General features: G+C 66.1%; 22 protein-coding genes. 13 read left to right on the top strand and 9 right to left on the bottom strand.

What is annotated here, in order from left to right; translation table 11 throughout:
- Nucleotides 1-114 precede the first annotated feature (114 nt).
- Nucleotides 115-1,380, top strand: coding sequence for a glucose-1-phosphate adenylyltransferase (gene glgC, locus BRAD285_RS29990; protein WP_006613583.1), 1,266 nt, complete (start codon nt 115-117; stop codon nt 1,378-1,380).
- Nucleotides 1,377-2,843: a glycogen synthase GlgA gene (glgA, locus tag BRAD285_RS29985; protein ID WP_006613582.1), complete on the top strand. Its 1,467-nt coding sequence runs from the start codon at nt 1,377-1,379 to the stop codon at nt 2,841-2,843. The genes glgC and glgA overlap by 4 nt, the downstream gene beginning before the upstream one ends.
- Nucleotides 2,844-3,132: 289 nt before the next feature.
- Here the strand turns inward: glgA and BRAD285_RS29980 are convergent, their stop codons facing one another.
- Nucleotides 3,133-4,170 carry a zinc-dependent alcohol dehydrogenase family protein gene (locus tag BRAD285_RS29980; protein WP_006613127.1) on the bottom strand — a complete coding sequence of 346 codons (1,038 nt, stop codon included), beginning with the start codon at nt 4,168-4,170 and terminating at the stop codon, nt 3,133-3,135.
- Nucleotides 4,171-4,396: 226 nt separating this feature from the next.
- Between BRAD285_RS29980 and BRAD285_RS29975 the strand changes: the two genes are divergently transcribed.
- A complete protein-coding gene (locus BRAD285_RS29975) occupies nt 4,397-5,857 on the top strand; it encodes an amidohydrolase family protein (RefSeq protein WP_006613128.1) in 1,461 nt (486 codons plus the stop codon).
- A 1-nt stretch (nt 5,858) separates the two neighbouring features.
- On the opposite strand, the gene BRAD285_RS29970 is transcribed toward BRAD285_RS29975, so the two are convergent.
- From BRAD285_RS29970 to BRAD285_RS29960, 3 genes are read right to left on the bottom strand one after another with little or no spacing between them, the layout of a single operon-like run.
- Complete coding sequence (locus BRAD285_RS29970) at nt 5,859-6,602, bottom strand: CoA transferase (RefSeq protein ID WP_006613129.1); 744 nt, start codon at nt 6,600-6,602, stop codon at nt 5,859-5,861.
- A gap of 2 nt (nt 6,603-6,604) precedes the next feature.
- Nucleotides 6,605-7,423: a CoA transferase subunit A gene (locus BRAD285_RS29965; RefSeq protein ID WP_006613130.1), complete on the bottom strand. Its 819-nt coding sequence runs from the start codon at nt 7,421-7,423 to the stop codon at nt 6,605-6,607.
- 55 nt (nt 7,424-7,478) lie between these two features.
- Nucleotides 7,479-8,453, bottom strand: coding sequence for a LacI family DNA-binding transcriptional regulator (locus BRAD285_RS29960; protein WP_006613131.1), 975 nt, complete (start codon nt 8,451-8,453; stop codon nt 7,479-7,481).
- A 209-nt stretch (nt 8,454-8,662) separates the two neighbouring features.
- On the opposite strand from BRAD285_RS29960, the gene BRAD285_RS29955 reads away from it, so the two are divergent.
- Both BRAD285_RS29955 and BRAD285_RS29950 read left to right on the top strand, forming a co-directional pair.
- Nucleotides 8,663-9,964 (top strand): Xaa-Pro peptidase family protein, encoded by a 1,302-nt coding sequence (locus tag BRAD285_RS29955; protein ID WP_006613132.1) that lies wholly within the window; start codon nt 8,663-8,665, stop codon nt 9,962-9,964.
- Nucleotides 9,965-10,151: 187 nt separating this feature from the next.
- Nucleotides 10,152-11,117, top strand: coding sequence for an NAD(P)-dependent oxidoreductase (locus BRAD285_RS29950; RefSeq protein ID WP_006613133.1), 966 nt, complete (start codon nt 10,152-10,154; stop codon nt 11,115-11,117).
- Between the two features lie 6 nt (nt 11,118-11,123).
- On the opposite strand, the gene BRAD285_RS29945 is transcribed toward BRAD285_RS29950, so the two are convergent.
- The 3 genes from BRAD285_RS29945 to BRAD285_RS29935 form a co-directional block, all read right to left on the bottom strand.
- Nucleotides 11,124-12,437, bottom strand: coding sequence for a tetratricopeptide repeat protein (locus BRAD285_RS29945; RefSeq protein WP_006613134.1), 1,314 nt, complete (start codon nt 12,435-12,437; stop codon nt 11,124-11,126).
- A 1-nt stretch (nt 12,438) separates the two neighbouring features.
- The gene (locus BRAD285_RS29940; RefSeq protein WP_006613135.1) at nt 12,439-13,449 is read right to left on the bottom strand and encodes an aldo/keto reductase; all 1,011 of its coding nucleotides are present in this window, start codon (nt 13,447-13,449) and stop codon (nt 12,439-12,441) included.
- Between the two features lie 193 nt (nt 13,450-13,642).
- Entirely contained in the window at nt 13,643-14,065 is a 423-nt protein-coding gene (locus BRAD285_RS29935) for a PaaI family thioesterase (protein WP_006613136.1), read from the bottom strand.
- 79 nt (nt 14,066-14,144) lie between these two features.
- On the opposite strand from BRAD285_RS29935, the gene BRAD285_RS29930 reads away from it, so the two are divergent.
- Nucleotides 14,145-14,774, top strand: coding sequence for a CoA pyrophosphatase (locus BRAD285_RS29930; protein ID WP_006613137.1), 630 nt, complete (start codon nt 14,145-14,147; stop codon nt 14,772-14,774).
- A gap of 25 nt (nt 14,775-14,799) precedes the next feature.
- The gene (locus BRAD285_RS29925) at nt 14,800-15,981 is read left to right on the top strand and encodes a hypothetical protein (RefSeq protein WP_006613138.1); all 1,182 of its coding nucleotides are present in this window, start codon (nt 14,800-14,802) and stop codon (nt 15,979-15,981) included.
- Nucleotides 15,982-16,234: 253 nt separating this feature from the next.
- Here the strand turns inward: BRAD285_RS29925 and BRAD285_RS29920 are convergent, their stop codons facing one another.
- Complete coding sequence (locus BRAD285_RS29920) at nt 16,235-16,537, bottom strand: hypothetical protein (RefSeq protein WP_006613139.1); 303 nt, start codon at nt 16,535-16,537, stop codon at nt 16,235-16,237.
- Between the two features lie 168 nt (nt 16,538-16,705).
- Between BRAD285_RS29920 and BRAD285_RS29915 the strand changes: the two genes are divergently transcribed.
- From BRAD285_RS29915 to BRAD285_RS29895, 5 genes are all read left to right on the top strand, one after another.
- Complete coding sequence (locus BRAD285_RS29915) at nt 16,706-17,185, top strand: hypothetical protein (protein WP_035647230.1); 480 nt, start codon at nt 16,706-16,708, stop codon at nt 17,183-17,185.
- 220 nt (nt 17,186-17,405) lie between these two features.
- A complete protein-coding gene (locus BRAD285_RS29910) occupies nt 17,406-18,368 on the top strand; it encodes a TAXI family TRAP transporter solute-binding subunit (protein ID WP_006613141.1) in 963 nt (320 codons plus the stop codon).
- Nucleotides 18,369-18,520: 152 nt separating this feature from the next.
- Nucleotides 18,521-20,614, top strand: a complete 2,094-nt coding sequence (locus BRAD285_RS29905; RefSeq protein WP_006613142.1) for a TRAP transporter permease — start codon at nt 18,521-18,523, stop codon at nt 20,612-20,614.
- Nucleotides 20,611-20,985, top strand: coding sequence for a DUF1850 domain-containing protein (locus tag BRAD285_RS29900; RefSeq protein ID WP_006613143.1), 375 nt, complete (start codon nt 20,611-20,613; stop codon nt 20,983-20,985). The genes BRAD285_RS29905 and BRAD285_RS29900 overlap by 4 nt, the downstream gene beginning before the upstream one ends.
- A gap of 19 nt (nt 20,986-21,004) precedes the next feature.
- Entirely contained in the window at nt 21,005-21,805 is an 801-nt protein-coding gene (locus BRAD285_RS29895) for an SDR family NAD(P)-dependent oxidoreductase (RefSeq protein WP_006613144.1), read from the top strand.
- 127 nt (nt 21,806-21,932) lie between these two features.
- On the opposite strand, the gene BRAD285_RS29890 is transcribed toward BRAD285_RS29895, so the two are convergent.
- The gene (locus tag BRAD285_RS29890) at nt 21,933-22,703 is read right to left on the bottom strand and encodes a hypothetical protein (RefSeq protein ID WP_035647235.1); all 771 of its coding nucleotides are present in this window, start codon (nt 22,701-22,703) and stop codon (nt 21,933-21,935) included.
- A 337-nt stretch (nt 22,704-23,040) separates the two neighbouring features.
- On the opposite strand from BRAD285_RS29890, the gene BRAD285_RS29885 reads away from it, so the two are divergent.
- Nucleotides 23,041-23,757, top strand: coding sequence for a tetratricopeptide repeat protein (locus BRAD285_RS29885; protein ID WP_050886917.1), 717 nt, complete (start codon nt 23,041-23,043; stop codon nt 23,755-23,757).
- Nucleotides 23,758-23,791: the final 34 nt, after the last annotated feature.

The raw sequence follows: 23,791 nt of genomic DNA, 5'->3' as shown, positions 1-23,791 counted from the left end.
TGGTTGGCTATTTCCCCGTCATATGAGAGGACCGGAAGCTGACGCGAGACCCCGCGGCGGCCGCCACGGGCCCGCGGAATCGTGACGCGACAACGAGTTGCAGGGAGGAGACATATGGCACCAGCCGCCAGGACCGAACCGCTGTCCCGTCATGCGCTGGCCTTCGTGCTGGCTGGCGGACGCGGCAGCCGCCTGCTGGAGCTGACCGACCGGCGCGCCAAGCCCGCGGTCTATTTCGGCGGCAAGTCGCGCATCATCGATTTCGCGCTGTCGAACGCCGTCAACTCCGGCATCCGGCGGATCGCCGTGGCCACGCAATACAAGGCGCACAGCCTGATCCGGCATCTGCAGAACGGCTGGAACTTCTTCCGCCCCGAGCGCAACGAGAGCTTCGACATTCTGCCCGCCAGCCAGCGCGTCTCCGAGACCATGTGGTACGTCGGAACGGCCGATGCCGTGTACCAGAACATCGACATTCTCGAGACCTACAACACCAAATACATCGTGGTGCTGGCCGGCGACCACATCTACAAGATGGACTATGAGCTGATGCTGCAGCAGCACGTCGACCAGCGCGCCGACGTCACGGTCGGCTGCCTGGAGACGCCGCGGGCGGAATCCTCTGGCTTCGGCATCATCCATATCAACGAAGACGAGACCATCCGGGACTTCATCGAGAAGCCGGCCGATCCGCCGCCGATCCCGGGCAAGCCGGACGTCTCGCTGGCGAGCATGGGCATCTACGTGTTCGATGCCAAATTCCTGTTCGAGCAACTGAAGCGCGACGCGGCCGATCCGAACTCCAACCATGATTTTGGTCGTGACCTGATCCCCTACATCGTCAAGAACGGCCGCGCGGTGGCGCACCAGTTCTCGCGGTCCTGCGTCCGCGCCGGCCACGATCCCCGCAGCTATTGGCGCGACGTCGGGACGGTCGACGCGTATTGGGCCGCCAATCTCGACCTGACGGATGTCGTGCCCGAACTCGATCTTTATGACCGCTCCTGGCCGATCTGGACCTATTCCGAGATCACGCCGCCGGCCAAGTTCGTGCATGTCGACGGCGGGCGCCGCGGCGAGGCGACCTGCTCGCTGGTGTCCGGCGGCTGCATCGTGTCCGGCGCCTCGGTGCAGCGCTCGCTGCTGTTCACCGGCGCACATCTGCATTCCTATGCGAAGGTGCACAACGCGGTGCTGCTGCCTTACGTCAACGTCGCCCGGCACGCGCGGCTGAGCAACGTGGTGGTCGATCGCGGCGTGCAGATCCCTGAAGGGCTGGTCGTCGGCGAGGATCCGGAGTTCGACGCCAAGCGCTTCAGGACCACGGAGAACGGCGTCACCCTGATCACTCAGCCGATGATCGATGGGCTCAATTCATGACGCCACTGCGCGTTCTGTCGGTCGCGTCCGAGGTCTATCCCATCATCAAGACCGGCGGCCTCGCCGATGTCGCCGGCGCGCTGCCATGGGCGCTGATGGCGGAGGATGTCGAGGTCCGCACCTTGATCCCTGGCTATCCCGCCGTGATGAAGGCGCTGGAGCAGGCGAGCGAGATCAGTTCGCTGCCGAACTTCTTCGGCGGCAATGCGCGTTTGCTCGGCGGCAGCCATGGCGCGCTCGATCTGTTCGTGCTCGACGCGCCGCATCTCTACGATCGCGAGGGCAACCCGTATCTCGGGCCCGACGGCAAGGACTGGCCGGACAACCCATTCCGTTTCGCCGCGCTGGCGCGCGCCGCGTCCTATATCGGCCTCGGTGCGGTGCCGAGCTTCGTGCCCGATATCGTCCATGGCCACGATTGGCAGGCGGGGCTCATCCCGGCGTATCTGCTCTACAGCCATCGGCCGCATCCGGGCACGGTCATCACCGTGCACAATCTGGCGTTCCAGGGCCGCTTCCCGCGCCACTTCCTGCCGCCGTTGGGACTGCCGCCGGAATCGTTCTCGATCTACGGCCTCGAATATTACGGCGATATCAGCTTTCTGAAGGCGGGGCTGCAATTCGCCGACAAGATCACGACGGTGTCGCCGACCTATGCGCGGGAGATCCAGAGCGACGAACAGGGCATGGGGCTCGGCGGCCTGCTGCGCCAGCGCTCGACCGATCTCGTCGGCATCCTCAACGGCATCGACACCCATGTGTGGGATCCCGGCAGCGATCCGGCGATCCCGTCGCATTTCGGCATCGAGAAGCTCGAGGCGCGGGCGCCTAACAAGGCCGCGCTGCAGACCCGCATGGGGCTGCAGGTGTCGCCCGAGACCTTCCTGCTCGGCGTCGTCAGCCGGCTGACCTCGCAGAAGGGGCTCGACCTGCTGCTGTCCTGCCTGCCGACATTGACCAGCGCCGGCATCCAGCTGGCGCTGCTCGGCGATGGCGAGGCCGAACTACGTGACGCCTTCCGCGCCGCCGCCGCGCGCCACCCGGGGCAGATCGGCGTTCTCATCGGCTATGACGAGCAGCTTGCGCATCTGATCCAGGCGGGCTGCGACGCGCTGGTGGTGCCGTCGCGGTTCGAGCCATGTGGCCTGACGCAGCTCTGTGCGCTCCGCTATGGCGCGCTGCCGATCGTCACGTCGGTGGGCGGCTTGGCCGATACCGTGATCGACGAGACGGAAGCCGGCGTTGCGGCTACCGGCTTCAAGTGCGCGGCTGTGACCGCCGAGGCGCTCGACCAGACCTTGCGCCGCGCCGCCGCCGCCTTCTACGCCGCGCGCAGCAACGCCTCGAACTGGACCCGCATGCAGCTCAACGCGATGCTGACGGACGTGTCATGGCGGCATCGGGCGGGACGCTATGCCGAGCTGTACCGCCAGATCGTGGCGCAGCGGCGTCCGGCGGGGTGACGGCTTTTTTTGATGCGAGGATCGCGCGGCTTGCTCGCTCCTTACCTCTCCCCGCGCGCGGGGAGAGGTCGGATTGCATGGTCAGATGCAATCCGGGTGAGGGGGGCTCTCCGCGATGTCGGTGGGTGCGTCTGCCCCTCACCCCAACCCTCTCAGCGCGAGCGGAACTCGTCGCGCCCCCGTGAAGGACGGGAGAGGGAGCGCACCGTCGATGCGGAAGCCTTCCATGTCGCGTCGCGCCGGAGTAGTAGCTGCAACGATCGAAGCGCAACACACCGAGACCTAGGTCTCATGCCTCGATCAGCACCTTCAGCGCATGCGTTTTCGCAGCCGCGCCGAAGGTCTCATAGGCGTCGAGGATCTGGTCCAGCTTGAAGCGATGCGTGATCAGCCGCTTCGGCTCGAGCTTCTTGGATTGCACCGTCTTCAGCAGCATCGGCGTGGTCACGGTGTCGACCAGCCGCGTGGTGATCGCGATGTTGCGGTCCCACAGCTTCTCCAGATGCAGGTCGGCCTTGACGCCGTGGACGCCGACATTGGCGACGATGCCGCCGGGGGCGATGATGTCCTCGCAGGTGACGAAGGTCGCGGGCACGCCGACCGCCTCGATCGCGGTGTCGACGCCGCGGCCATTGGTCAGCGCCATCACCTTCTCGACGGCCTTGCCGTCGCTGTTGTTGATGACGCTGGTGGCGCCGAAGCGGGTGGCGACCTCGAGGCGGTTGTCGTCGAGGTCGATCATGATGATCTCGGCCGGCGAGTAGAACTGCGCGGTGAGCAGCGACGCCAGGCCGATGGGGCCGGCGCCGACGATCGCTACGCTCGCGCCCGGCTCGACCTTGCCGTTGAGCACGCCGCATTCGAAGCCGGTCGGCAGGATGTCGCTGAGCATCACCAGCGCGTCCTCCTCGGTGCCGGCGGGCACGTGATAGAGGCTGGTGTCGGCATGCGGCGTCCGCACATATTCCGCCTGGGTGCCGTCGATCTTGTGGCCGAGGATCCAGCCGCCGTTCCGGCAATGCGAATACATGCCGCGGCGGCAATAATCGCAGGTGCCGCAGGCCGAGATGCAGGAGATGATGACGTGGTCGCCCGGCTTGAACGCGCGCACGGCGCTGCCCACGGCATCGACCACGCCGACGCCCTCATGGCCGAGAATGCGTCCTGGCGTGCAGGTCGGCACGTCGCCTTTCAGGATGTGAAGATCGGTGCCGCAGATCGTGGTCTTGAGGATTTTGACCACGGCATCGCCGGGCTCGAGAATTGCAGGCTTCGGGCGCTCCTCCAGGGATTTCTGACCGGGACCGTGATAGACCAGGGCTTTCATGAGGGCTCCTCCGCCAGGGTTGCTGGAGGGAGAGTGGCGCAAGCGAGGTTGCGCGCCGTTGAGGCGTATCAAGGCCGGCCGCGATCCGTCTCACGATCCCGTGTCTCAGAAAATGGGACCGGCCTATTGAAGCGCAGTCCAGCCCGGCGCGCATGACATGCGGATGATGCTGGACGCACGCAAACGGCTCCTGGATAGTTCTGCAGTTCCCAGCGAGACCAAGCTCATGACCGATCAACCGACGTCCTTCGATCTCATCATTCGCGGCGGCACCGTCATCGACGGCACGCGCGCGCCGCGCTTCGCGGCGGATGTCGGCATCAAGGACGGCCGCATCGTCGCCATCGGCGAGGTCGCAGGTGATGCGCAGCGCGTGATCGATGCGTCCGGCCGGATCGTCGCGCCGGGCTTCATCGACGCGCATACCCACGACGACAGCGCGGTGCTGGTCGATCCCGGCATGACCTGCAAGGTGTCGCAGGGCGTGACCTCGGTCGTCACAGGCAATTGCGGTGTCAGCATTGCGCCTCTGAAGCCGGGCTCGCCGCGGCCGATGCCGCTCGGCCTGCTGTCGCCCGGCGATGGGCGCGTGGCGGAGTATGCCTCGTTCGCGGATTATGTCGCAGCCTTGCGCGCGGCGCCGTCGGCGGTGAACGTCGCGCCGATGGTCGGCCACACCGCGCTGCGTGCTTCCGTCGTCAATGATCTCGGCCGTGCGGCGACCGAAAGCGAAGTGGCCGAGATGCGCGGCCATGTGCAGGAGGCGCTGGATGCCGGCGCGATCGGCGTCTCGACCGGCACGTTCTATCCGCCGGCCGAGGCGGCGTCGACCGAGGAGATCATCGAGGTCTGCCGTCCGTTGACAGGCAGCGGCGGCGTCTATGCGACGCATATGCGCAACGAGGCGGACGACGTGGTGAAGTCGCTGGAGGAGAGCTTTGCCATCGGCGAGGCGCTCGACGTCCAGGTCGTGATCTCGCACCACAAGGTAGTGGGCCCGGCGAATTTCGGCCGCACCAAGGAGACGCTGCCGCTGATCACCAAGGCGATGAGTTGTCAATGCGTGGCGCTCGACTGCTATCCCTACAATGCGTCCTCGACGATGCTGCACACCGACCCGGCCAAGCTGCAGGTGAAGGTCGTGGTCGCCGCGTCCGGCCCGCATCCCGAGGTCGCCGGCCGCGATCTCGCCGACATCGCAGCCGAATGGGGCGTCGACCGGCTCGAAGCCGCCAAGCGGCTGCAACCGGCGTCGGCGATCTACTTCTCGATGGACGAGGCCGACGTGCGGACCATCCTCGCCTTCGAGCCGACCATGATCGGCTCCGACGGTCTGCCGTTCGGCGAGCGCCCGCATCCGCGGCTCTGGGGCACATTCCCGCGCGTGCTCGGCTACTACTGCCGCGAGCTCGAACTGTTCTCGCTGGAGACCGCCGTTTGGAAGATGAGCGGGCTGACGGCGCAGAATTTCGGCATCAAGGGCCGCGGCAGGCTGGCCGTCGGCAACCACGCCGACATCACCATCTTCGATGCCGCCAGCGTGCGCGACAGCGGGACCTATGATGATCCCTGCGTGCCCGCCGCCGGCATCGAGGCCGTCATCGTCAACGGCGCGCTGACCTGGTGGCAAGGCGCGCACCAGAATGCGCGCGCGGGACGGGTGATCACGCGCGCAGGCGTGCAGTGAGCTAAGCCGCCGCGGCCATCGCGCGCGCGAACTCTGGATAGCATTCAGCGAGCTCGTCCAGGATTCGACCGCGGATCAGTTCGACTGTCGCGCGGTCGGGCGTAGTCGTCTGCGGCACCATCGCCGGTATCTCGTAGTCGAACCCGGTGCGGTCGCGGACGTCCTCGGCCGAGTAGCCGGGATGCACCGAGCGCAGCCGGAAGCCGCCGCTGTTACGGTCGAAGTCGAACAGCGCGAGATTCGTCAGCAGCGCATGCGGCCCGCCGCGGCGCTTCACCTCCGGCGTGACGGCGGCGGCGCTGACGAAGTCGACCTTCGGCACCAGCACGCGCGGCGAATGCTCCTCGCGAAACAGGATCACGCGGGGGATGAGGTGATAGAGATAGGCCGAGCCGAACGAGCCCGGCCAGCGCACGTCCATGCGCGGATAGTCGCCGGTGCCGACCAGGTTGATATTCCCCGCGCCGTCGATCTGGCCGCCGCCAAGGAAGAACGCATCGACGCGCCCCTGCGCCGCGCAGTCGAACAGCTCGACGCCGCCATTGGTGAAGAAATTGTGCCGGCTGGAGCCGAGGATCGAGATCCTGATCGGCGGCTTGCCTTGTTGTTCGTTGCGGGCGCGCAGCAGCATCGCGCCAGCGGCCGGGATTGGCGAGGAGGCGCCGACCGCAACATGGCGGATGCCATCGAGCAGGTCGGCGATGATGGTGATGAGCAGTTCCTTGCGCGCGCGATCGTCCTGCATGATCAGGCCACCTGCGTGCTGCGGCTCAGGAACGCCGAGAGATAGGCGCGAAAACCTTCGTCGGTGCGCGCCATCGCGGCATAGCGCGAAAGCTCCGCGCCGTCGGTCTCGTATTCGTCCCACAGCGGCAGCGGCCAGGCGCCGTTCTCGGCCACCGCGATGGCGTCGACGTAGAGCGAGGGTAGCACACCGGCCGCCGAATCCTCGGTGGCCATCAAGTCGCGATCGGTGATGCGCTCGACAGTGACCAGCGTGCGCTTGGACGCATACGCCATGGTCGCCAGCTCGCGATAGCGGCCGATGCGGACATTGCCGAAGCGGTCCGCCTCCGGCGCATGAAACAGCGCGACATCCGGCGTGATCGCGGGCACGACGACGATCTTGCCAGGCTCGCCGACCGGACTGTCGATCACCTTCCAGTCGGGACGCACCTGGAGCAGGTCGCTGCCGATGATGCCGGCGATCGGCATGAATGGCACGCCCTTCTGTCCGGCCAGGAGGCCGGCATGGATCGCGGGGCAGGTCGCATCGCGCAAGGTGATGCTGCCGTTGCGCACGGCCGCTGAAAAGCGCGGCGCGCCGCCGGCTTCACCCAGCGAGACGGCGCTCGTCTCCACCACAGTCGCAACGCCGGCGCCGATCAAGAGATCGGCCTGCAGGCCCGAGATCGGTACGCAGACCAGATGCAGGCCGGTGAGTCCGGCCTCGATCATCGCCGCCGTCGCCGCCATCGAGACGCCGGCGCGGTCGACCGAAATCGCGATCGATTGTCCCGGTGCGATCGAGGCGACGAGTGCCTCCAGGTTGACCATCTCGGTCATCGGCGTCCTCCTGTTATGTTTCGACCGTCGAGTGTAGCGGTCCGCTGCCGGCCTGTCAGTGCTCGCGCGCGATGGCTGAGTCGCGGATGATCAGCTCCGGTGCAAGCACGATGTGCTCGCTCGATGCTCCGGGCGCGGCAATCCGCGCGAGCAGCAGCCGTGCCGCGGCTTCGCCCATGTCGCGCTGCGCGATCCGCACCGTGGTGAGCGGCGGCGACACCATGTCGACGAACGGCATGTCGTTGTGGCCGACCACGGAGACATCGCCGGGACAGGCGAGGCCGCGCGCGGCGAGCGCATCATAGACGCCGAGCGCGAGCAGATCGTTGGCGGCGACGATCGCCGTCGGTCTGGTGCGGCGCACCAGCAGGCGCAGCGCCGCTTCGCGGCCGGCCGCGCGCGTGTAGGTTTCCGCGATCTCGACGGGCGTGTAGCGGGCGGGCAGGCCGGCGTCCTTGACGCTGGCCTCGAAGCCCTCGCGGCGCCGCGCGCCGGTCGAAATCTCCTGAGGGCCGGCGATATGGCCGATGCGCTGGTGACCGAGCGCGACGAGATGCTCGACGGCGAGCCGCATGCCCGCGGCGTCATCGCTGGCGGCAGATGGGAGCTGCCCGGCGGCATCGACGCGATTGACCAGCACGACGGGCAGCGCCGCATCCAGGCAATGCTTCACGACATCGTCGCGCAAGCTCACCGTCGCCAGCACGAGGCCATCGACGCCGCGCGCGATCAGGCGATCGACGAGATCCTGCTCCGAGCCCTTGCTGCCGACGTCGACGACGATCGTCGCATAGCCCTCGGCATTGAGGTGATCGGCGATGCCAGACAACACAGGTGGAAAGCCGGGGTCGGCGATGTCAGGCGCGAGCACGCCGATCAGGCCGCTGCGTCCGGTGCGCAAACCCTTGGCCGCCATGTTGAGCCGATAGCCGATCGCATTGGCGGCGGCCTGGATGCGGTCGGCGACCTCGGTCGCGACCAGATGCTTCATCGCCGGGCTGAGCGCGCGCGACACTGTCGAGGGATGCACGCCGCAGCGGGCGGCCACGTCCTTGATCGTCGGGCGTGCGGAGGCAGTCATCCTCGGGCCTCTCGCCGGTCGCAACGTGCCCTTCATGTTCAGCCTCCGATCTCGCGGCGCAGCAACGTTTCCACCCTGTCTTACCTTGACACCCTTAACGTGCGTGCAATAAATCCGCTTATGCAATCGATTGCAATAACTGAACGGGAAACGTCCACATGACAGCCAGCGCGCTGAAGCCCCATCTGGTCAGCCCGGAGCATCTCGATCCGCATTGGCGCTGGAGCCGCGCCATTCCCTCGCATGGCCACGTCTCGGTCGATTTCGAGCGCCGCGTCGATTTCGACCGGCTCAGGCGATACCGGCTGGCGCGGGCACGCCAGGCCCTGAAAAATTCGGGCTGTGGCGCGCTGCTGCTGTTCGACGTCAACAACATCCGTTACGTCTCCGGCACCAAGATCGGCGAGTGGGAGCGCGACAAGCTTTGTCGTTTTGCGCTCTTGGCCGGCGACGGCGAGCCGATCGTGTGGGATTTCGGCTCGGCCGCCGTGCACCATCGCATGTTCTGCGATTGGCTGGCGCCGGAGAACTGCCGCGCCGGCATGCTCGGCATGCGCGGCACGGTGCCGCCGGCCGTCGGGCTGATGAAGGCCCATGCCGAGGAGGTGATGAGCCTGCTGCGCGCGGCTGGCGTCGCCGACATGCCGGTCGGCGTCGACCTGGCGGAAACCGCGATGTTCTTCGAGCTGCAGAAGGCCGGCATGAAGGTCGTCGACGGCCAGCAGGTGATGCTGGACGCGCGCGAGATCAAGAACATCGACGAGATCATGCTGCTGAACCAGGCCGCCGCCATGGTCGACGGCGTCTATCACTCGATCTACGAGAATCTGAAGCCGGGGGTGCGCGAGAACGACATCGTCGCCCTCGCCAACAAGATGCTCTACGAGATGGGCTCCGACGACGTCGAGGCCATCAACGCCATCTCCGGCGAGCGCTGCAATCCGCATCCGCACAATTTCACCGACCGCATCCTGCGTCCGGGTGACCAGGCGTTCTTCGACATCCTGCAGTCCTATCAGGGCTACCGCACCTGCTATTACCGCACCTTCAATGTCGGCCGCGCCACGCCGGCGCAGCACGACGCCTATAAGCAGTGTCGCGAATGGCTCGACAATGCGATCGCGCTGATCAAGCCGGGGGTCTCGACCGACACCGTTGCCAAGGTGTGGCCGGCAGCTGAGGAGTTCGGCTTCCCCTCGGAGATGGCGGCGTTCGGCCTGCAGTTCGGCCATGGCCTTGGCCTCGCGTTGCATGAGCGTCCGATCATCTCGCGGCTCGTCTCGTTAGACAATCCGATGGAAATCAAGACCGGCATGGTGTTCGCGCTGGAGACCTACTGTCCGGCGACAGACGGCTTCTCCGCCGCGCGTATCGAGGAGGAGGTCGTGGTCACCGACAAGGGCTGCCAGGTGATCACGCGTTTTCCCGCGGAAGAGCTGCCGATCGCCAACCGCTACTGAGCGAATAGACAGTGGCCGGTATAGGTATCCTGTGTTTTCGTCATTGCGAGCGAAGCGACGTGTCCGCCGAAGCCCGGTAGGGCGAAGGCGGAAGCAATCCAGGGCGGCAGTCGTGACTCCTGGATTGCTTCGTCGCTTCGCTCCTCGCAATGACGGAGACAGTGATCAGTAGGACGAGGAGATGACAATGACCACGACGCATTCGCTCGGCTGGATCGGCATGGGGCGCATGGGCTACCCGATGGCCGAGCGCCTGCTGAAGGCCGGGCACAAGCTGTCGATCTACAATCGCACCCGCGCCAAGGCCGAGCCGCTCGCGGCAAAAGGCGGCGTCATCGTCGATCATCCGAGCGACCTCGCGTCATGCGATATCGTGTTCTCGATGGTGTCCACGGGCAAGGATCTCGAGCAGGTCTATTTCGGCGACAACGGCCTCGTTGCGTCAGGCTCGGGTCCGCGTCCGAAGATCCTGGTCGACTGCTCCTCGATCGGTGTCGAGCAGTCCGAGGCCATCGACGCGAGACTGAAGCGGCTCGACTGTGCGTTCGTGCGCGCGCCAGTCTCGGGCAACGGCAAATGCGTCAAGGCCGGCAAGCTGTCGTCGGTGGTCTCAGGTCCGAAGGCCGCGTTCGAGGCCATCGAGCCGTATCTGGCGAAGATCGCGGTCTCCGGCGTATCCTATGTCGGCGAGGGCGAGCTCGCGCGCATCTGCAAGATTGCGCACAACGTCTTCCTCGGTGTCGTGATCCAGAACCTCGCCGAGATCACCATTCTCGCACAGAAGGCCGGCGTTCCCCGCCACGCCTTCCTCGACTTCATGAATGCCAGCGTGATGGGCTCGACCTTCACCAAGTACAAGAGCAACGCGCTGGTCAATCTCGACTGGACTACGACCTTCACGCCGACGCTGCTGCGCAAGGACCTCGATCTCGGTCTGTCCGCAGCGCGCCAGCTCGATTTCGCGATGCCCGTGACAGCGGCGACCCGCGAAGCGCTGCAGGCCCATGTCGGGGCGGCTTCGTTGCAGCCAGATCCGGCTGCCTATCTGGAGAAGGACTTTGCCGCGTTGCTCGAGACCGTGGCGCTCGCCGCCGGCCTCAAGCTGCGGCCGGAGAACGTGCCGATGCCGACGGGGCTGGAGACGGAGGGTTAGCCGTCCTCAGGCGCCGGTGAGCTGTCGCCACCTCGTATCGCGTGCTGACGGGCGGCGGTGCAGGCGGGCGTCGAGGACCTCGCGCGCCTTGACGAGATCGCCGCTGCGGATCAGGGCCAGGATGTAGGTGTCCTCGATCACCTCGCGCTGCGCATGGCTGCCGCCGATGCGGGCGGGATCGCCCATCACAGGCGCGAGCTCGCGGCTACAGCCACGCCAATTGGCGTCGGCGAAGGCCCGGAGTGCCCGCAGCATGTGCGGCACGATGCGGCCGGCGGGCAGCTTGCCCTCGGCCAGCCGCCGCTCCATCGCGGCGAGACGCCCCTTGAGCGCGGCGCTGTCATGCATGGCGGCGGCGATCATCACCAGATGCATCTCGACGAAGGCCAGGCTGGAGCTCGTGAAGCGATTGCTCGCATAGGCCGAGATATCGGCCCATGCGTTCGACGGCACCGGCTGTTCTTCGGCCATCAGGCGCCACAGCAGGGAGGCGCAGTCGGACAGCGTGTTCAGCGGCGGCGCCGTGTCCATCGTCGGCACCAGTACGTCGGTGTAGACCGCCAACGCCTTCGCGGCGTCACCCCGATCCAGCGCGCCGAGCGCCTGGTGCCAGCAGATGTGACCGTGCAGCATGCCCGTGCGATCGTAGTCGCCGATCCACCCGTCGACGAGGGCATCAGCTTCGTCCAGCGAGCCCGCCTCGAACATCGCATGCAGCAGCGCATGCACGGCATAGGCGTTGTGCTGGCGCAGCGCGAAGCTGCGCTCGGTGATGGCGCGCCCTTGCGTCACATCGCCGGCCTCCGTCAGCGCCCAGCCGTGATTGGACATGAACCACCAGTCCTCGCCATAGGCGGCAGCAAAGGTGTTGCAGAGATCGCGGCGGGCGGCATCGTGATCGGCGCGCCCGGAGAAGGCGAGAAGGCCGAAGGCGCCGAGCGGCAGCGCCATGATCATGGCGTCGCGCGGCCAACTCGCGAGATGTGTCAGCGTCGACGTCAGCGCCTCGCCGCCGCGCCCCTCGATGGCGAGCACCAGGGTCGCGACATGGCTTTGCTCGCGCTCCGTGCCCCGCCTGGCGACGAGGTCCCGCGCCCGCTTGATCGTCTGCAACGCCGCCTCGCGCTGTTGGTAGATCGCGTGAATGCGGGCGCGGGCGGCATGCGCCAGCGCGAAATCCGGATCGAGCATGATCGCCCGCTCGAACGCATCCGTCGCGCCGGGCCAGAACGCAAGCAGCAGATCCATGCCCTCGCGATAGGCGGCCGCCGCATCAGCGGAGGCGGTCGACAGCGGCAGGCCGTAGCGATCCTCTTCCATGTCAGCCCACCCGTGGCCTGCGGCCTTCGATCGGATAGGCCGGATCGTTGTAGCCGGGTGTCGAGGCGTGGCCGGTGACCACGAGGCGGTCGATCAGCGCCTCGTCGTCGGCCGCGAACGGATAGTCCAGCGCGCGGATGTAGTCGTCCCACTGCGCTTCTGTGCGAGGGCCGGCGATGACCGAGCTGATGAAGGCCGAGTTCAGCACCCAGGCCACTGCGAACTGTCCGGGCGTAAAGCCTTTGGTCTCGGCGTGGCGCTTGATCTCCTGCGCGAGCTTCAACGACTCTGGCCGCCACTCCGTCTGCATCATCCTGGTGTCGTTGCGGCCGGCACGTGTTTCCTTGTCGGGCGGCGCATCAGGGGTGTATTTGGCGGTGAGCACGCCCCGCGCCAGCGGGCTGTAGGGGACCACGCCGAGGCCGTAATAGCCGCAGGCCGGAAGATGCTCGACCTCCGGCATGCGGTTCATCGCGTTGTAATAGGGCTGGCTGACCACGGGACGGTCGATGCCCATCGCGTCGCAGAGATTGCAGATCTCGGCGACCCGCCAGGCGCGGTAGTTCGAGACGCCGAAATAGCGGATCTTGCCGGCGCGCAGGAGGTCGCCGATCGCGCGTACGGTCTCCGCCAGGGGCGTCGCGTGGTCCTCCTTGTGGAGATAATAGATGTCGATGTGGCTGGTGCCGAGACGACGCAGGCTTTCATCCGCTGCCTGCAGCACCCAGCGGCGCGACAGGCCGGCTCGGTTCGGATCGTCGCCCATCGGATTGGCGAGCTTGGTCGCGACGATCCAGCGGCCGCGCTCTTGCGCAATGGCGCGGCCGACGACCTCTTCCGAGGCGCCCTTGTTGTAGGCATCTGCCGTATCGATGAAGTTGATGCCGGCGTCACGCGCCTTCGCGATGATGCGTCCCGAGGTCGCCTCGTCGGTCGGGCCGCCGAACATCATCGTGCCCAGGCAGATCGGCGACACTTTTAGGCCGGAACGGCCGAGCTGGCGATATTGCATTCTTGCCTCATTTCAAACCATCACCGCCCGCGGACGGGGTGGGTAGAATAGCTCTCTCAGAGCGTCATTGCGAGCGCAGCGACGTGTCCGCCGAAGCCCGCAGGGCGAAGGCGGAAGCAATCCAGGGCTGAACGCGCGACCCTGGATTGCTTCTCGCTTTGCTCCTCGCAATGACGGCTGAGAAAGAGGCGGCTCACTCGCTCTTCAGGATCTTGAACACGCCCGAAGCCATCGCGATCACGCGATCGGCGGCCGTGACCTCGGTGGTGATGAACACCAGGCTGCGGGTGATCCGCACCACGTGTGGCCGCGACACCAGGGTCTCGCCGATCTTGCCGGACTCGACGAAATGCGTGTCGAATTGGATCGTCGCCATGTGCTCCTTGCCGGCGGCGTAGCGGGCGGTCATGCCACAGCTGCGGTCGGCGAGCGTCATGATCACGCCGCCCTGGACCAGGCCGCGGCGGTTGTGGTGCTTGTCCTCGGTCTGAATCGCGTATTCGTGGACATCGTCGACGATCCGCTGCCACAGCGGGCCGATCAGATGCAGGAAGCCGGAGGTGTCGACGATTTCCCAGCCCTCGGACTTCATCTTTGCCGCGGCCGATTTCGTCATGTTGGACACCCCTCCGGTCAGTGCCGCAGGCCGGCACGTGGTCGTTTCATCCGCCGCGGGGCTGGTGTAGTCAAGCTGCATGGCCATGCCGTTCGACGATGCCACACGACGGAAAATCCAGCGCTGTTGCGGGCGTTTCGTGCGCCAGGATGCAGTGGCGCAAGTGTCGTCCCTGAAGCGGGCGGCGGTGGCGATTGCGCTGGCCCCGCATGATGACACCGGCGCCACCGCGCTGCTGCTCACCCTGCGTGCGTCCGGCCTGCGCAGCCATGGTGGCCAATGGGCGCTGCCGGGCGGGCGCTGCGACGCCGGCGAGACGCCGGTCGAAGGCGCTCTGCGCGAGCTGGAGGAAGAGCTTGGGCTGAAGCTTGCGCCGGACGCCGTGCTCGGCCTGCTCGACGACTATCCGACCCGGTCGGGTTACCTGATCACCCCCGTGGTCCTCTGGGCGACCAATGGCCGCACGCTCCGGCCAAACCCGGACGAGGTCGCCTCGGTGCATCGGATCGGGCTGGATGCAATCACCGTGGACGACGCGTTCGATTTCACAGCGATTGCCGAAAGCACGCGGCGCGTGATCCGCTTTCACGCTCGGGAGGGCCTGATCCACGCACCCACGGCCGCGCTGATCTATCAGTTCCGCGAGGTCCTGGCTGGTCGTGACACGCGCGTCCACGAACTGGAACAGCCGGTGTTTGCCTGGAAGTAACCACCGTTTCGGCTACAAGGACGGCATGCTGCACCAGCCGATTCGCAAGCTTGCCCTGATTCTCGCCTGCGCCGTCGCAAGCGCGCCGCCGTTGTTCGCCGGGGAACCCGCTCCGGCCGCAGCCTCGCGCGAGGCCCTGGCGCAGATGGCCTCGCCGGCCGCAATTGCCGAGTATCAGCGCAGGCTGGCTGAATATCAGCAGGCGCGCGCGGAGTTTGACCAGGAGGCGGGCGCCTATTGGAAGGCCATCTCCGACAAGCGCCGCATCCGCAATGCCAAGCGCCGCGACCGCCAGCCGATCGGGCTCGACGACTACGTGCTGGAACAGCCGCCGGTCTATACGGGGCCGAAGCGGCCGGTGAATCCCGAGCCGGAGCCGGAGGGGGAGCCGCGCGAGCGCAAATACATTCCCGTGGTCTCCGATCTCCTCAAGGCGGCGCAGGAGCATTTCCAATGGTCGCCGCAGCGGCCGACCAACGACGTCGATTTCAAGCGCGCGTATGCGCGCTTCGCAGCGGCGTCGGGACTGACCCGCGAGCAGGCGGTCCGCGTCTATTCCTTCGAGACCGGCGGCAACGGTCGCCACGACTCGCAGTCGGGGTTCAAGGGCAACCGGGCGATCTCGACCGCGATCGGCTACAATCAGCTGCTCACGACCAACACGGTCGAGCTGCTGGCAGAGCAAGGGCCGCTGTTCATCCGCCTGCTCGGCGAGCGCGTGGCGCAAACGTCAGGCCCGGCGCGCGGCGCGATGGAGCACAAGCTCGCCGTCTTGAAGAAGATGGTCGCGATCGCGCGATCGGTCCCCGACGAATGGTCGGCGCATGAGAAGATCGGCAACACCCAGCAGGGCTGGGCGATGCATGCGATGGTGCTCGACATCGACGTCGGGCCGATGCTGCAGACCCACAAGCTGCTGACCTCGGTGCTGTTCGCGCGCGCCAAGGGTTACACGCGGCCGCTCTCGGCCGCCGAGCTGGAGATGATGAACCTGACCGGCGACGGCACCGGCTTCGACATGGTGACCATGCCGCAGGAGATGCGCGACCAGGTGCCGACCGCCAACTTCTTCCAGCGCGGCGGCTACGAGCGCAATCCTGTCGCCGTGCGTCATAACACGGTGGCCAAGCTGCTCGCGGTCACTGACTCGAGGATGGACTCGCTGAGCAGTCTGCCGGGCGCGAAGGAACTGGCGGCGGCGTTCTGAGAAGTGTCTTGCCATCGCTGGAGCGAGCGAAACGCGCTCGCACCACATCCACCGCCGTCGTCCCGGGCAAGCCTTGGCGTCGCAACGCGACGGCAAGGCGCCGACCCGGGACCCATAGCCACAGGGCGTTGTGATTGCGAAGAGCGTAGCTCCAGCGTGCTCGCCAACCGAGGACGGTGGTTATGGGTCCCGGCTCGGAGGCCGGGACGACACCGTTGATGAGGCGCGATTGGGCCCTATGTCACAGGCGAACTCACTCGTCCGCGCCGAACGAGAAGCTGCCGTCGCCTTCGAGATAGGGCGCGGTGCGCATGTAGAGCTGACCGTTCTGGCCGATGAAGAACAGCGTGCCCTTCGGCACCTTCTTGGCGCCCTTCAGCAGCATGTCGGCGTTCTTGGTGCCCATCTTGTAGGCGAGCGTCTTGCCGTCCTTGCCATAGGCGTAGCCCATGTCGGGCTTGAGATCCCACGGCTCGGGCGGCGCGGCCTGGGCTGCGCTTGCCAGCGCGCACAGCGCCCCCAGGATCATCAGGGCTTTCAGAACCGGGCTCGTCATGTCCTCCTCCACTTCCCAATTGTCTTGAACAAATCACGAACGTGATTGCGAGGTCAACGCCGTCAGCGCGCGGGGGCGCCTGACGGAATTTCCATTCGCCGATCTCGCGATTATCCTGCAGCGTGGTTTAGAAACAAATGCCAAGAAGCGATTTGGGGGATGATTCGGATGAGCCTCGTCACGAAGATCGGTTGGGGTGCGGCGCTGTCACTGGTGATGTTGGCATCCGCCGCCCGGGCCGACGACTTCAAGCTGTCCAATAACCAGCGCATTGCCTGCAGCCGCGGCCTGTCCGCCGGCAAGCTCAATACCGCCGTCTGCAAGTCCTACGCCTATCTCTTCAACGCGAAGACATCGGAGTATTTCCGCTGCCAGGTGTCGCTGTCGCTGACCCGGGACAACAAGGAAGTCCTCAACGTCCAGACCGATGGCAGCTGCATCAAGAAGCCGCGCGTGTTCGACACCGATTCGAAATACGAGTTCGATGCCACCGAGACCGAGCCGGCGAACACCAATTCCTTCTTCGGCAATGGCGGCTATTCGATCTGGGTGGCCGACACCACCCAGCAGAAGCTGCGCGGCTGCATCACCATCTCCTCGGGCCTCGGCTCCGACATTTCCAAATGCGTCGACATGACGTTCCAATGATTCACTCGGCTTGACGGCATGTCGCGGCCGCGGCGCCCTGGCGGATCTGCGGTTCAAGGAAGCGGCGCCGTCAATGCTGGGTTGAAGCATGGGGCGGAGTTCTGCCTTACGGCCCCGGAGCTGCTGCGCAGCCGCGCCGTGCGCCGCTGCCAGTCTTTCGGATGGGTTGACCCCGCCGCTGCATCCGTCCAATTTGCCGGCAAAATCAATGGGAGGACCGATGCGTTTCCTTAAAGTCTCATGCACTGCAACCGGATTGTTCCTGGCCGCCGCCAGCCTGCTCGCGGCCCCCGCGGCACAGGCCCAGAGCTTCATCAACGTGCTGACCGGCGGCACCTCGGGCGTGTATTATCCGCTGGGTGTCGCGATCGGGAAGATCTACGGCGACAAGATCCCGAACGTGAAGACACAGGTGCAGGCGACCAAGGCCTCGGTCGAGAACCTGATCCTGCTGCAGCAGGGCCGCGGCGAACTCGCCTTTGCGCTCGGCGACTCCCTGAAATCCGCCTGGAACGGCGAGGAGGAGGCCGGCTTCAAGACCAAGCTGGATAAGCTGCGCACGCTCGGCGCGATCTATCCGAACTACATCCAGATCGTCGCGACCGCCGAGTCCGGCATCAAGACGCTGGCGGATCTCAAGGGCAAGAGCCTGTCGGTCGGCGCGCCGAAATCCGGCACCGAGCTGAACTCGCGCGCGATCCTGGCCGCAGCCGGCATGAGCTACAAGGATCTCGGCAAGGTGGAGTATCTGCCCTTCGCGGAATCGGTGGATCTGATGAAGAACCGCCAGCTCGGCGCAACCCTGCAATCGGCCGGCCTCGGCGTCGCCTCGCTGAAGGACCTGTCGACGTCGTCGCCGATCACCGTGGTGTCGGTGCCGAAGGAGGTCGTCGACAAGATCGGCGCGCCGTTCGTGGCCGCGACCATCCCGGCCAACACCTATACCGGCCAGGACAAGGACGTGCCGACCGCGGCCGTGATCAACTATCTCGTCACCAGCTCGGCGGTCTCTGACGATCTCGCCTACCAGATGACCAAGCTGATCTTCGAGTCGCTGCCCGAGCTCGCCAACGCGCACGCCGCCGGCAAGGAGATCAAGCTGGAGACGGCCGCGCAGGACAGCCCAGTGCCGCTGCATCCGGGCGCGATCCGCTACTACAAGGAAAAGGGCGTCCTGAAGTAAGGGCGCTGTTTCTCCGCCTGCATCGCAGGACCATTCGCATTCGACTGCGCGGGATCTGCTCCCGCGCAGTCTTATCGTTTCAGGCGACCGCGACTGATGGGCGGACCTGGCAAGAGCGCGTTGGGGGGATCATGACGATCGAAGCCGTAAACATGGAGACGCCGGTCAAGGTCGAGTTCGACAATTTCGAGCACGGCTTTCCCGAGGGCTTCGGTCCTGGCCGCTGGGGCTATCTGGCTTACGGCATCGGCCTCGCGTTTGCGCTGTTCCAGCTCTATGTCGCCGCCTTCAACTATCTGCCGAGTCAGGTGGTGCGCGGCGTCCATGTCGGCTTCCTGCTGCTTTTGACGTTCGGCCTGATCGGCAATTTCACCGCCAAGACCGACGCCGGCCGGATCGCCGGCTGGGCCATCGGCGCGATCGGTTTTCTGTGCGGCCTGTATCAGTGGATCTTCTACGCCGACCTGATCGCGCGCGACGGCGATCCCACGCGTGCCGATCTCGTGGTCGGAACCTTGCTCGCCGTATTGATCTTCGAAGGCACGCGCCGCCTGATGGGCTTGGCGCTGCCGCTGATGTGCGGCGCCTGTCTGCTGTACTGGTTCTTCGGCCAGTACCTGCCGTCTCCGCTCAACCATCGCGGTTACGACTTTGATCAGGTGATCACCCATCTGTCGTTCGGCACCGAAGGCTTCTACGGCGTGCCGATCTACGTCTCCGCGACCTACATCTTCCTGTTCATCCTGTTCGGCTCGTTCCTCGAACATGCCGGCATGATCCAGCTGTTCACCGACGTCTCGCTCGGCCTGTTTGGCCGCACCCGCGGCGGCCCGGCCAAGGTGGCGGTGTTCGCCTCGGGCATGATGGGCACCATCTCCGGCTCCGGCGTCGCCAACGTCGTCACCGTCGGCCAGTTCACGATTCCCTTGATGATCCGGTTCGGCTACCGCCGCGCCTTCGCCGCCGGCGTCGAGGCCACGGCGTCGATGGGCGGGCAGATCATGCCGCCGGTCATGGGCGCTGTCGCCTTCATCATGGCCGAGACGCTCGGCGTCGACTACTCCGTGATCGTCAAGGCCGCGGTCATCCCTGCGATCCTGTATTTCACCTCGGCGTTCTGGATGGTGCATCTGGAAGCGGGCAAGCACGGCCTGACTGGCATGAAGCCGTCGGAGATCCCGAGCGCCTGGAAGGCGCTGGTCGCGCGCTGGTATCTCGTGCTGCCGCTCGCCGCGCTGGTCTACATGCTGTTCGAAGGCTTCACGCCGCTCTATGCGGGCTCCATGGGCCTCGCGCTCACCGTGGCGCTGATCCTGGGCACATCGATCACCATGGGCTTCTCCAACCAGGTGCTGCGCTACGTGTTCTGGATCGGGCTCGCGCTGGTGGTCGGCGCGCTCTCGCGCAACGGTCTGCAGATCGTGCCCGTCGCCTCGGTCGTGGTCGCGCTGGTCGTCATCACCGCGTTCGTGCGCGGCGGAATGGGGACCTTGCACGCCTGCCGCGACTCGCTCGCCGAAAGCGCCAAATCGGCGCTCACCGTCGGCATGGCCTGCGCCATCGTCGGCGTCATCATCGGCATGATGACCCAGACCGGCGTCGGCTCGATCTTCGGCAGCTGGGTGATCGGCTTGGGCAAGACCAGCCTGTTCGCGGCGCTGATCATGACCATGCTGCTGTCGATCCTGCTGGGAACGGGTATTCCGACCATCCCGACCTATATCATCACCGCGGCGCTCGCCGCGCCCGCGCTCGCCAAGCTCGGCGTGCCCCTGATCGCCAGCCACATGTTCGCGTTCTACTACGGCATCATGGCCGACCTATCGCCGCCGGTCGCGCTGGCGGCGCTTGCCGCGGCGCCGATCGCCAAGGAGAACCCCGACAAGATCGGCTGGGAGGCGATGCGCATCGCGCTCGCCGGCTATGTCATTCCTTTCCTGTTCGTCTATTCGCCGGCCCTGATGCTGCAGGCGGGCGATCCGATGGAAGCGCAGATCGGCTTTTATGGCGCGGTGGCTTACGCGTTCGTCAAGGCGCTGATCTCGATTGGCCTGTTCGGCATGGTCGCGATCGGCTTCCTGTACACGCGCATGACGCTGATCGAGCGCCTCCTGGCCTTCGTCGCGTCGGTCTGCCTGCTCGGCGAATTCCCCTACAGCGATGTGCTGGGCTTCGCGCTGGCTGTCGTGATCGTGGCTTGGCAGTGGTGGCAGCGGCCGCCGACGACCGTGGCGGCCTCAGCTTGAGCCTGTGTCTCGCTTCTGCCGGCGTCGTGAAGACGCTGGCGCTCGCCGCCTTCACGCTGGCCTGGACTCACTCGGTCGAGAAGACCGGGTGGCAGGAGGATTGGCGCGTCACGCCAGATGGCCTGCAATTGGTGCAGGCACGGGTCAAGGGCTCCGGTGCCGGCATGGAGCCGCCACCCGAGGCGCGGCTGGTCGATGGCTGGTATCAATGGTCTATCGGTCGCGAGCCGCTGTCGCGGATCGTGCTCGCCAATTCCGGCGCGGCTGGTGAATGGCGGATCTGCAACGACGGACAATGCCGGACGATCTCGGAGATCTTTGGCCATGACATCGGGGCTGCCACGATCACGATAAGCGCCTGCAACGAATAACAAACAACGGGAGAACGCGATGGGACGTCTCGAGGGCAAGGTGGCGCTGGTGGTCGGCGCCGGCTCGATCGGGCGGGGCTGGGGCAACGGCAAGGCGACCGCGGTGACCTTCGCCCGGCAGGGCGCCAAGGTTTTTTGCGTCGACCGCAACAAGGACGCTGCGGCGGAAACGGCCGCGGTCATTTCAGGCGAGGGCGGCCAGGCTCAGGCCTACACCGCCGACGTCTCGAAGGCCGCCGAGGTCGAGGCGATGGTCAAGGCCTGCCTTGCGGCCTACGGCCGCATCGACGTGCTCGACAACAATGTCGGCATCGCCGAGATGGGCAGCGTCGTCGACGTGGAGGAAGCCGAATGGGACCGCGTGTTCGCGGTCAACCTCAAGAGCGCCTATCTCGCGATGAAGCACGTGGTTCCCGTGATGATCGGGCAGGGCAGCGGCTCGATCATCAACATCTCCTCGGTGGCCTCGATCCGCCAGGTCGGCATCTCCTATGTCAGCTACGGCGCCAGCAAGGCGGCGATGAACCAGATGACGCGCACGACCGCGGTCGAGTTCGCGCCGAAGCATGTTCGCGTCAATGCGATCCTGCCCGGCCTGATGAAGACGCCGATGGTCGAGCATTCCGCAGGCCTGGCTGCGAGCTACGCCAAGGGCGACGTCGAGGAGATGTGGCGGAAGCGCGATGCGCAGGTGCCGATGGGGCACATGGGCGACGCCTTCGATGTCGCCAACGCCGCGCTGTTCCTCGCCTCGGACGAATCGCGCTACGTCACCGGCATCACGCTGGTGGTCGACGGTGGATTGACCTGCCGGAGTTGACGCGCCGGACGTTTCCTCCGTCATCGCGAGCGAAGCGACGCAATCCAGGGCATCCGCGGAGCCCCTGGATTGCTTCGTCGCCTTCGGCTCCTCGCAATGACGGCGGTGGTTGACTGAAGAGTAGTGCCTACTGCGCCATCGCCAGGATGCCGCTGCCGATCGCGTGCCACGCCGACGTCATGCTGATCGGCCAGTTCAACAGCTTCACGGCGATCAGCGCCAGGCCGCCATAGAGATAGACCGGATGAACCCGCCCGAATGTGCGGCGGTCGTAGATGATCGCGACGGCGAGCAGCAGATAGGCAACGAAGGCGGGCGGGATGGTGACGAACACCGGCGGCGGGCCGAGCGGGCCGGGCGGCGCCAGGAACGTCAGGAACCAGCGCGCGACGGCGGCGTCGAGCAGCGAGATGCCGGCAAGCAGCATCAGCCGCTTGTGCGTCTCCGGCCGCCGGGCCTGCATCACCGCGAGCGCGAACACGACCGCGAAGAAGGCGATGCCGCTGAGCGGCACGATTGCGAAAGCGATGCCTTCATTGGGCTGGCCGATCGCGGCCGAGCGCTTCATGGCTTCCACAGCGACCAAGAAGCCGAAGATCGTCATCGCCGTGGCGAGCGACACGCCGAAGATGCCGAGCGAGCGGTGCCACGACGTCCGCCCCGAGGCGGCGAGCCACGTCTGGAGGGTGAAATACAGCGTCCAGGTGAAGAACAGGAAGCCGTGGAAATGAACCACGGGCGCGCCGGAAAATGCGCCGCGCGCCAGTGGCATCCAGTAGGTCGGCGCAAAGCCGAGAAAGGCTGTGGCCATGCAGGCCAGGGCCATGTTGAAATAGAAATAGCGCGCAGGAGACGCAATGACGCCGCGTGCGCGCGAATGCTCTGTCAGGATCGTCATGGAGGTTGTGTCTGCCGCGGCTGCCGCAGGTTCAATGCCGCGGTCGTCGCGGCAGCCGCACCGCATCCACGAGATCGCGAGCGGTGCAGGTCAGATGATCACGTGCATGTCAGTTGCCTGCAGGGACGATTCGGTCTGAGCGGCCGCAACACGTCGGCATGGAAGGACTTCCGCGGCCGCGCCACGGCTGTATAGTTGACGGAAAGCACTGTTTGTCGCCGATGTCCGGTTTGTCCACGCCTTGAGAGAACCAGCCGCCTTGCCGATACCCGTCTTCACGCAGGCCATCTCCGTTCGCCGTGGCAGTGCGCGGCTGGCCGCGCTCATCACCTCGGGAATGTTGTTCGCGACGGCAGCGCATGCGGTCGGTGCGGCCGAACCAGGCAAGGAGCCGGTGGTTGATGCGGCCGCCTGCATCGCCGCGTCCGAGGCGCGTGACGGCGACAAGGTGCTCACCGAATGCGGCGCTCTGATCGACAACGCCAAGGTTCCGAAGAGCGATCGCATCAACGCGCTGATCGCGCGCGCCTCGATCTACATCAGCAGAGGCGATGCCGATCGCGCCATCGCCGACTATGGCGTCGCGCTGCAGCTCGATCCGACGCTCGCCAACATCTTCAATGCGCGCGGCGAGCTGTATCGGAAGAAGGGCGACCGCCCGAAAGCGCTGGCCGATTTCGCCGCGGCGCTGCGGCTCAATCCGGATCACGCCAGCGCCCGCAGCAACTATCATACGCTCGCCGTCGAGCTCGAGCGTCTCGGCGCGCAGATGGCGGTCGCAGGGCGGCCCAGCTTCAATTGCGCGACGGCGCGGCGCGCGGTGGAGAAGGCGATTTGTGCTGACCCGGAGCTTGCCAATCTCGACCGTGAGATCGACGGCTCGCATGCCCGGGTGGTTCGCGAGGCACCAGGGCCGGCCGCGGTCCGCGCGCTCCAGCGCGAGCAGGATGCCTTCATCGCCCGCCGCAATGCCGGGTTCGGCCGCAGCGGCTACGATCTCAAAAAGGCGATGCAGGACCGCCTGCGGCGGCTGAACGGCTCGGATGGCTATTGACCATCAGCCGGGCGGCTTGAACCCCGCTCCGGCC

It is taken from the genome of Bradyrhizobium sp. ORS 285, assembly GCF_900176205.1.
Taxonomy (GTDB): domain Bacteria; phylum Pseudomonadota; class Alphaproteobacteria; order Rhizobiales; family Xanthobacteraceae; genus Bradyrhizobium.
Note: the sequence above shows the minus strand (reverse complement) of the source record. Positions and strands in the feature narration are given on the sequence as shown.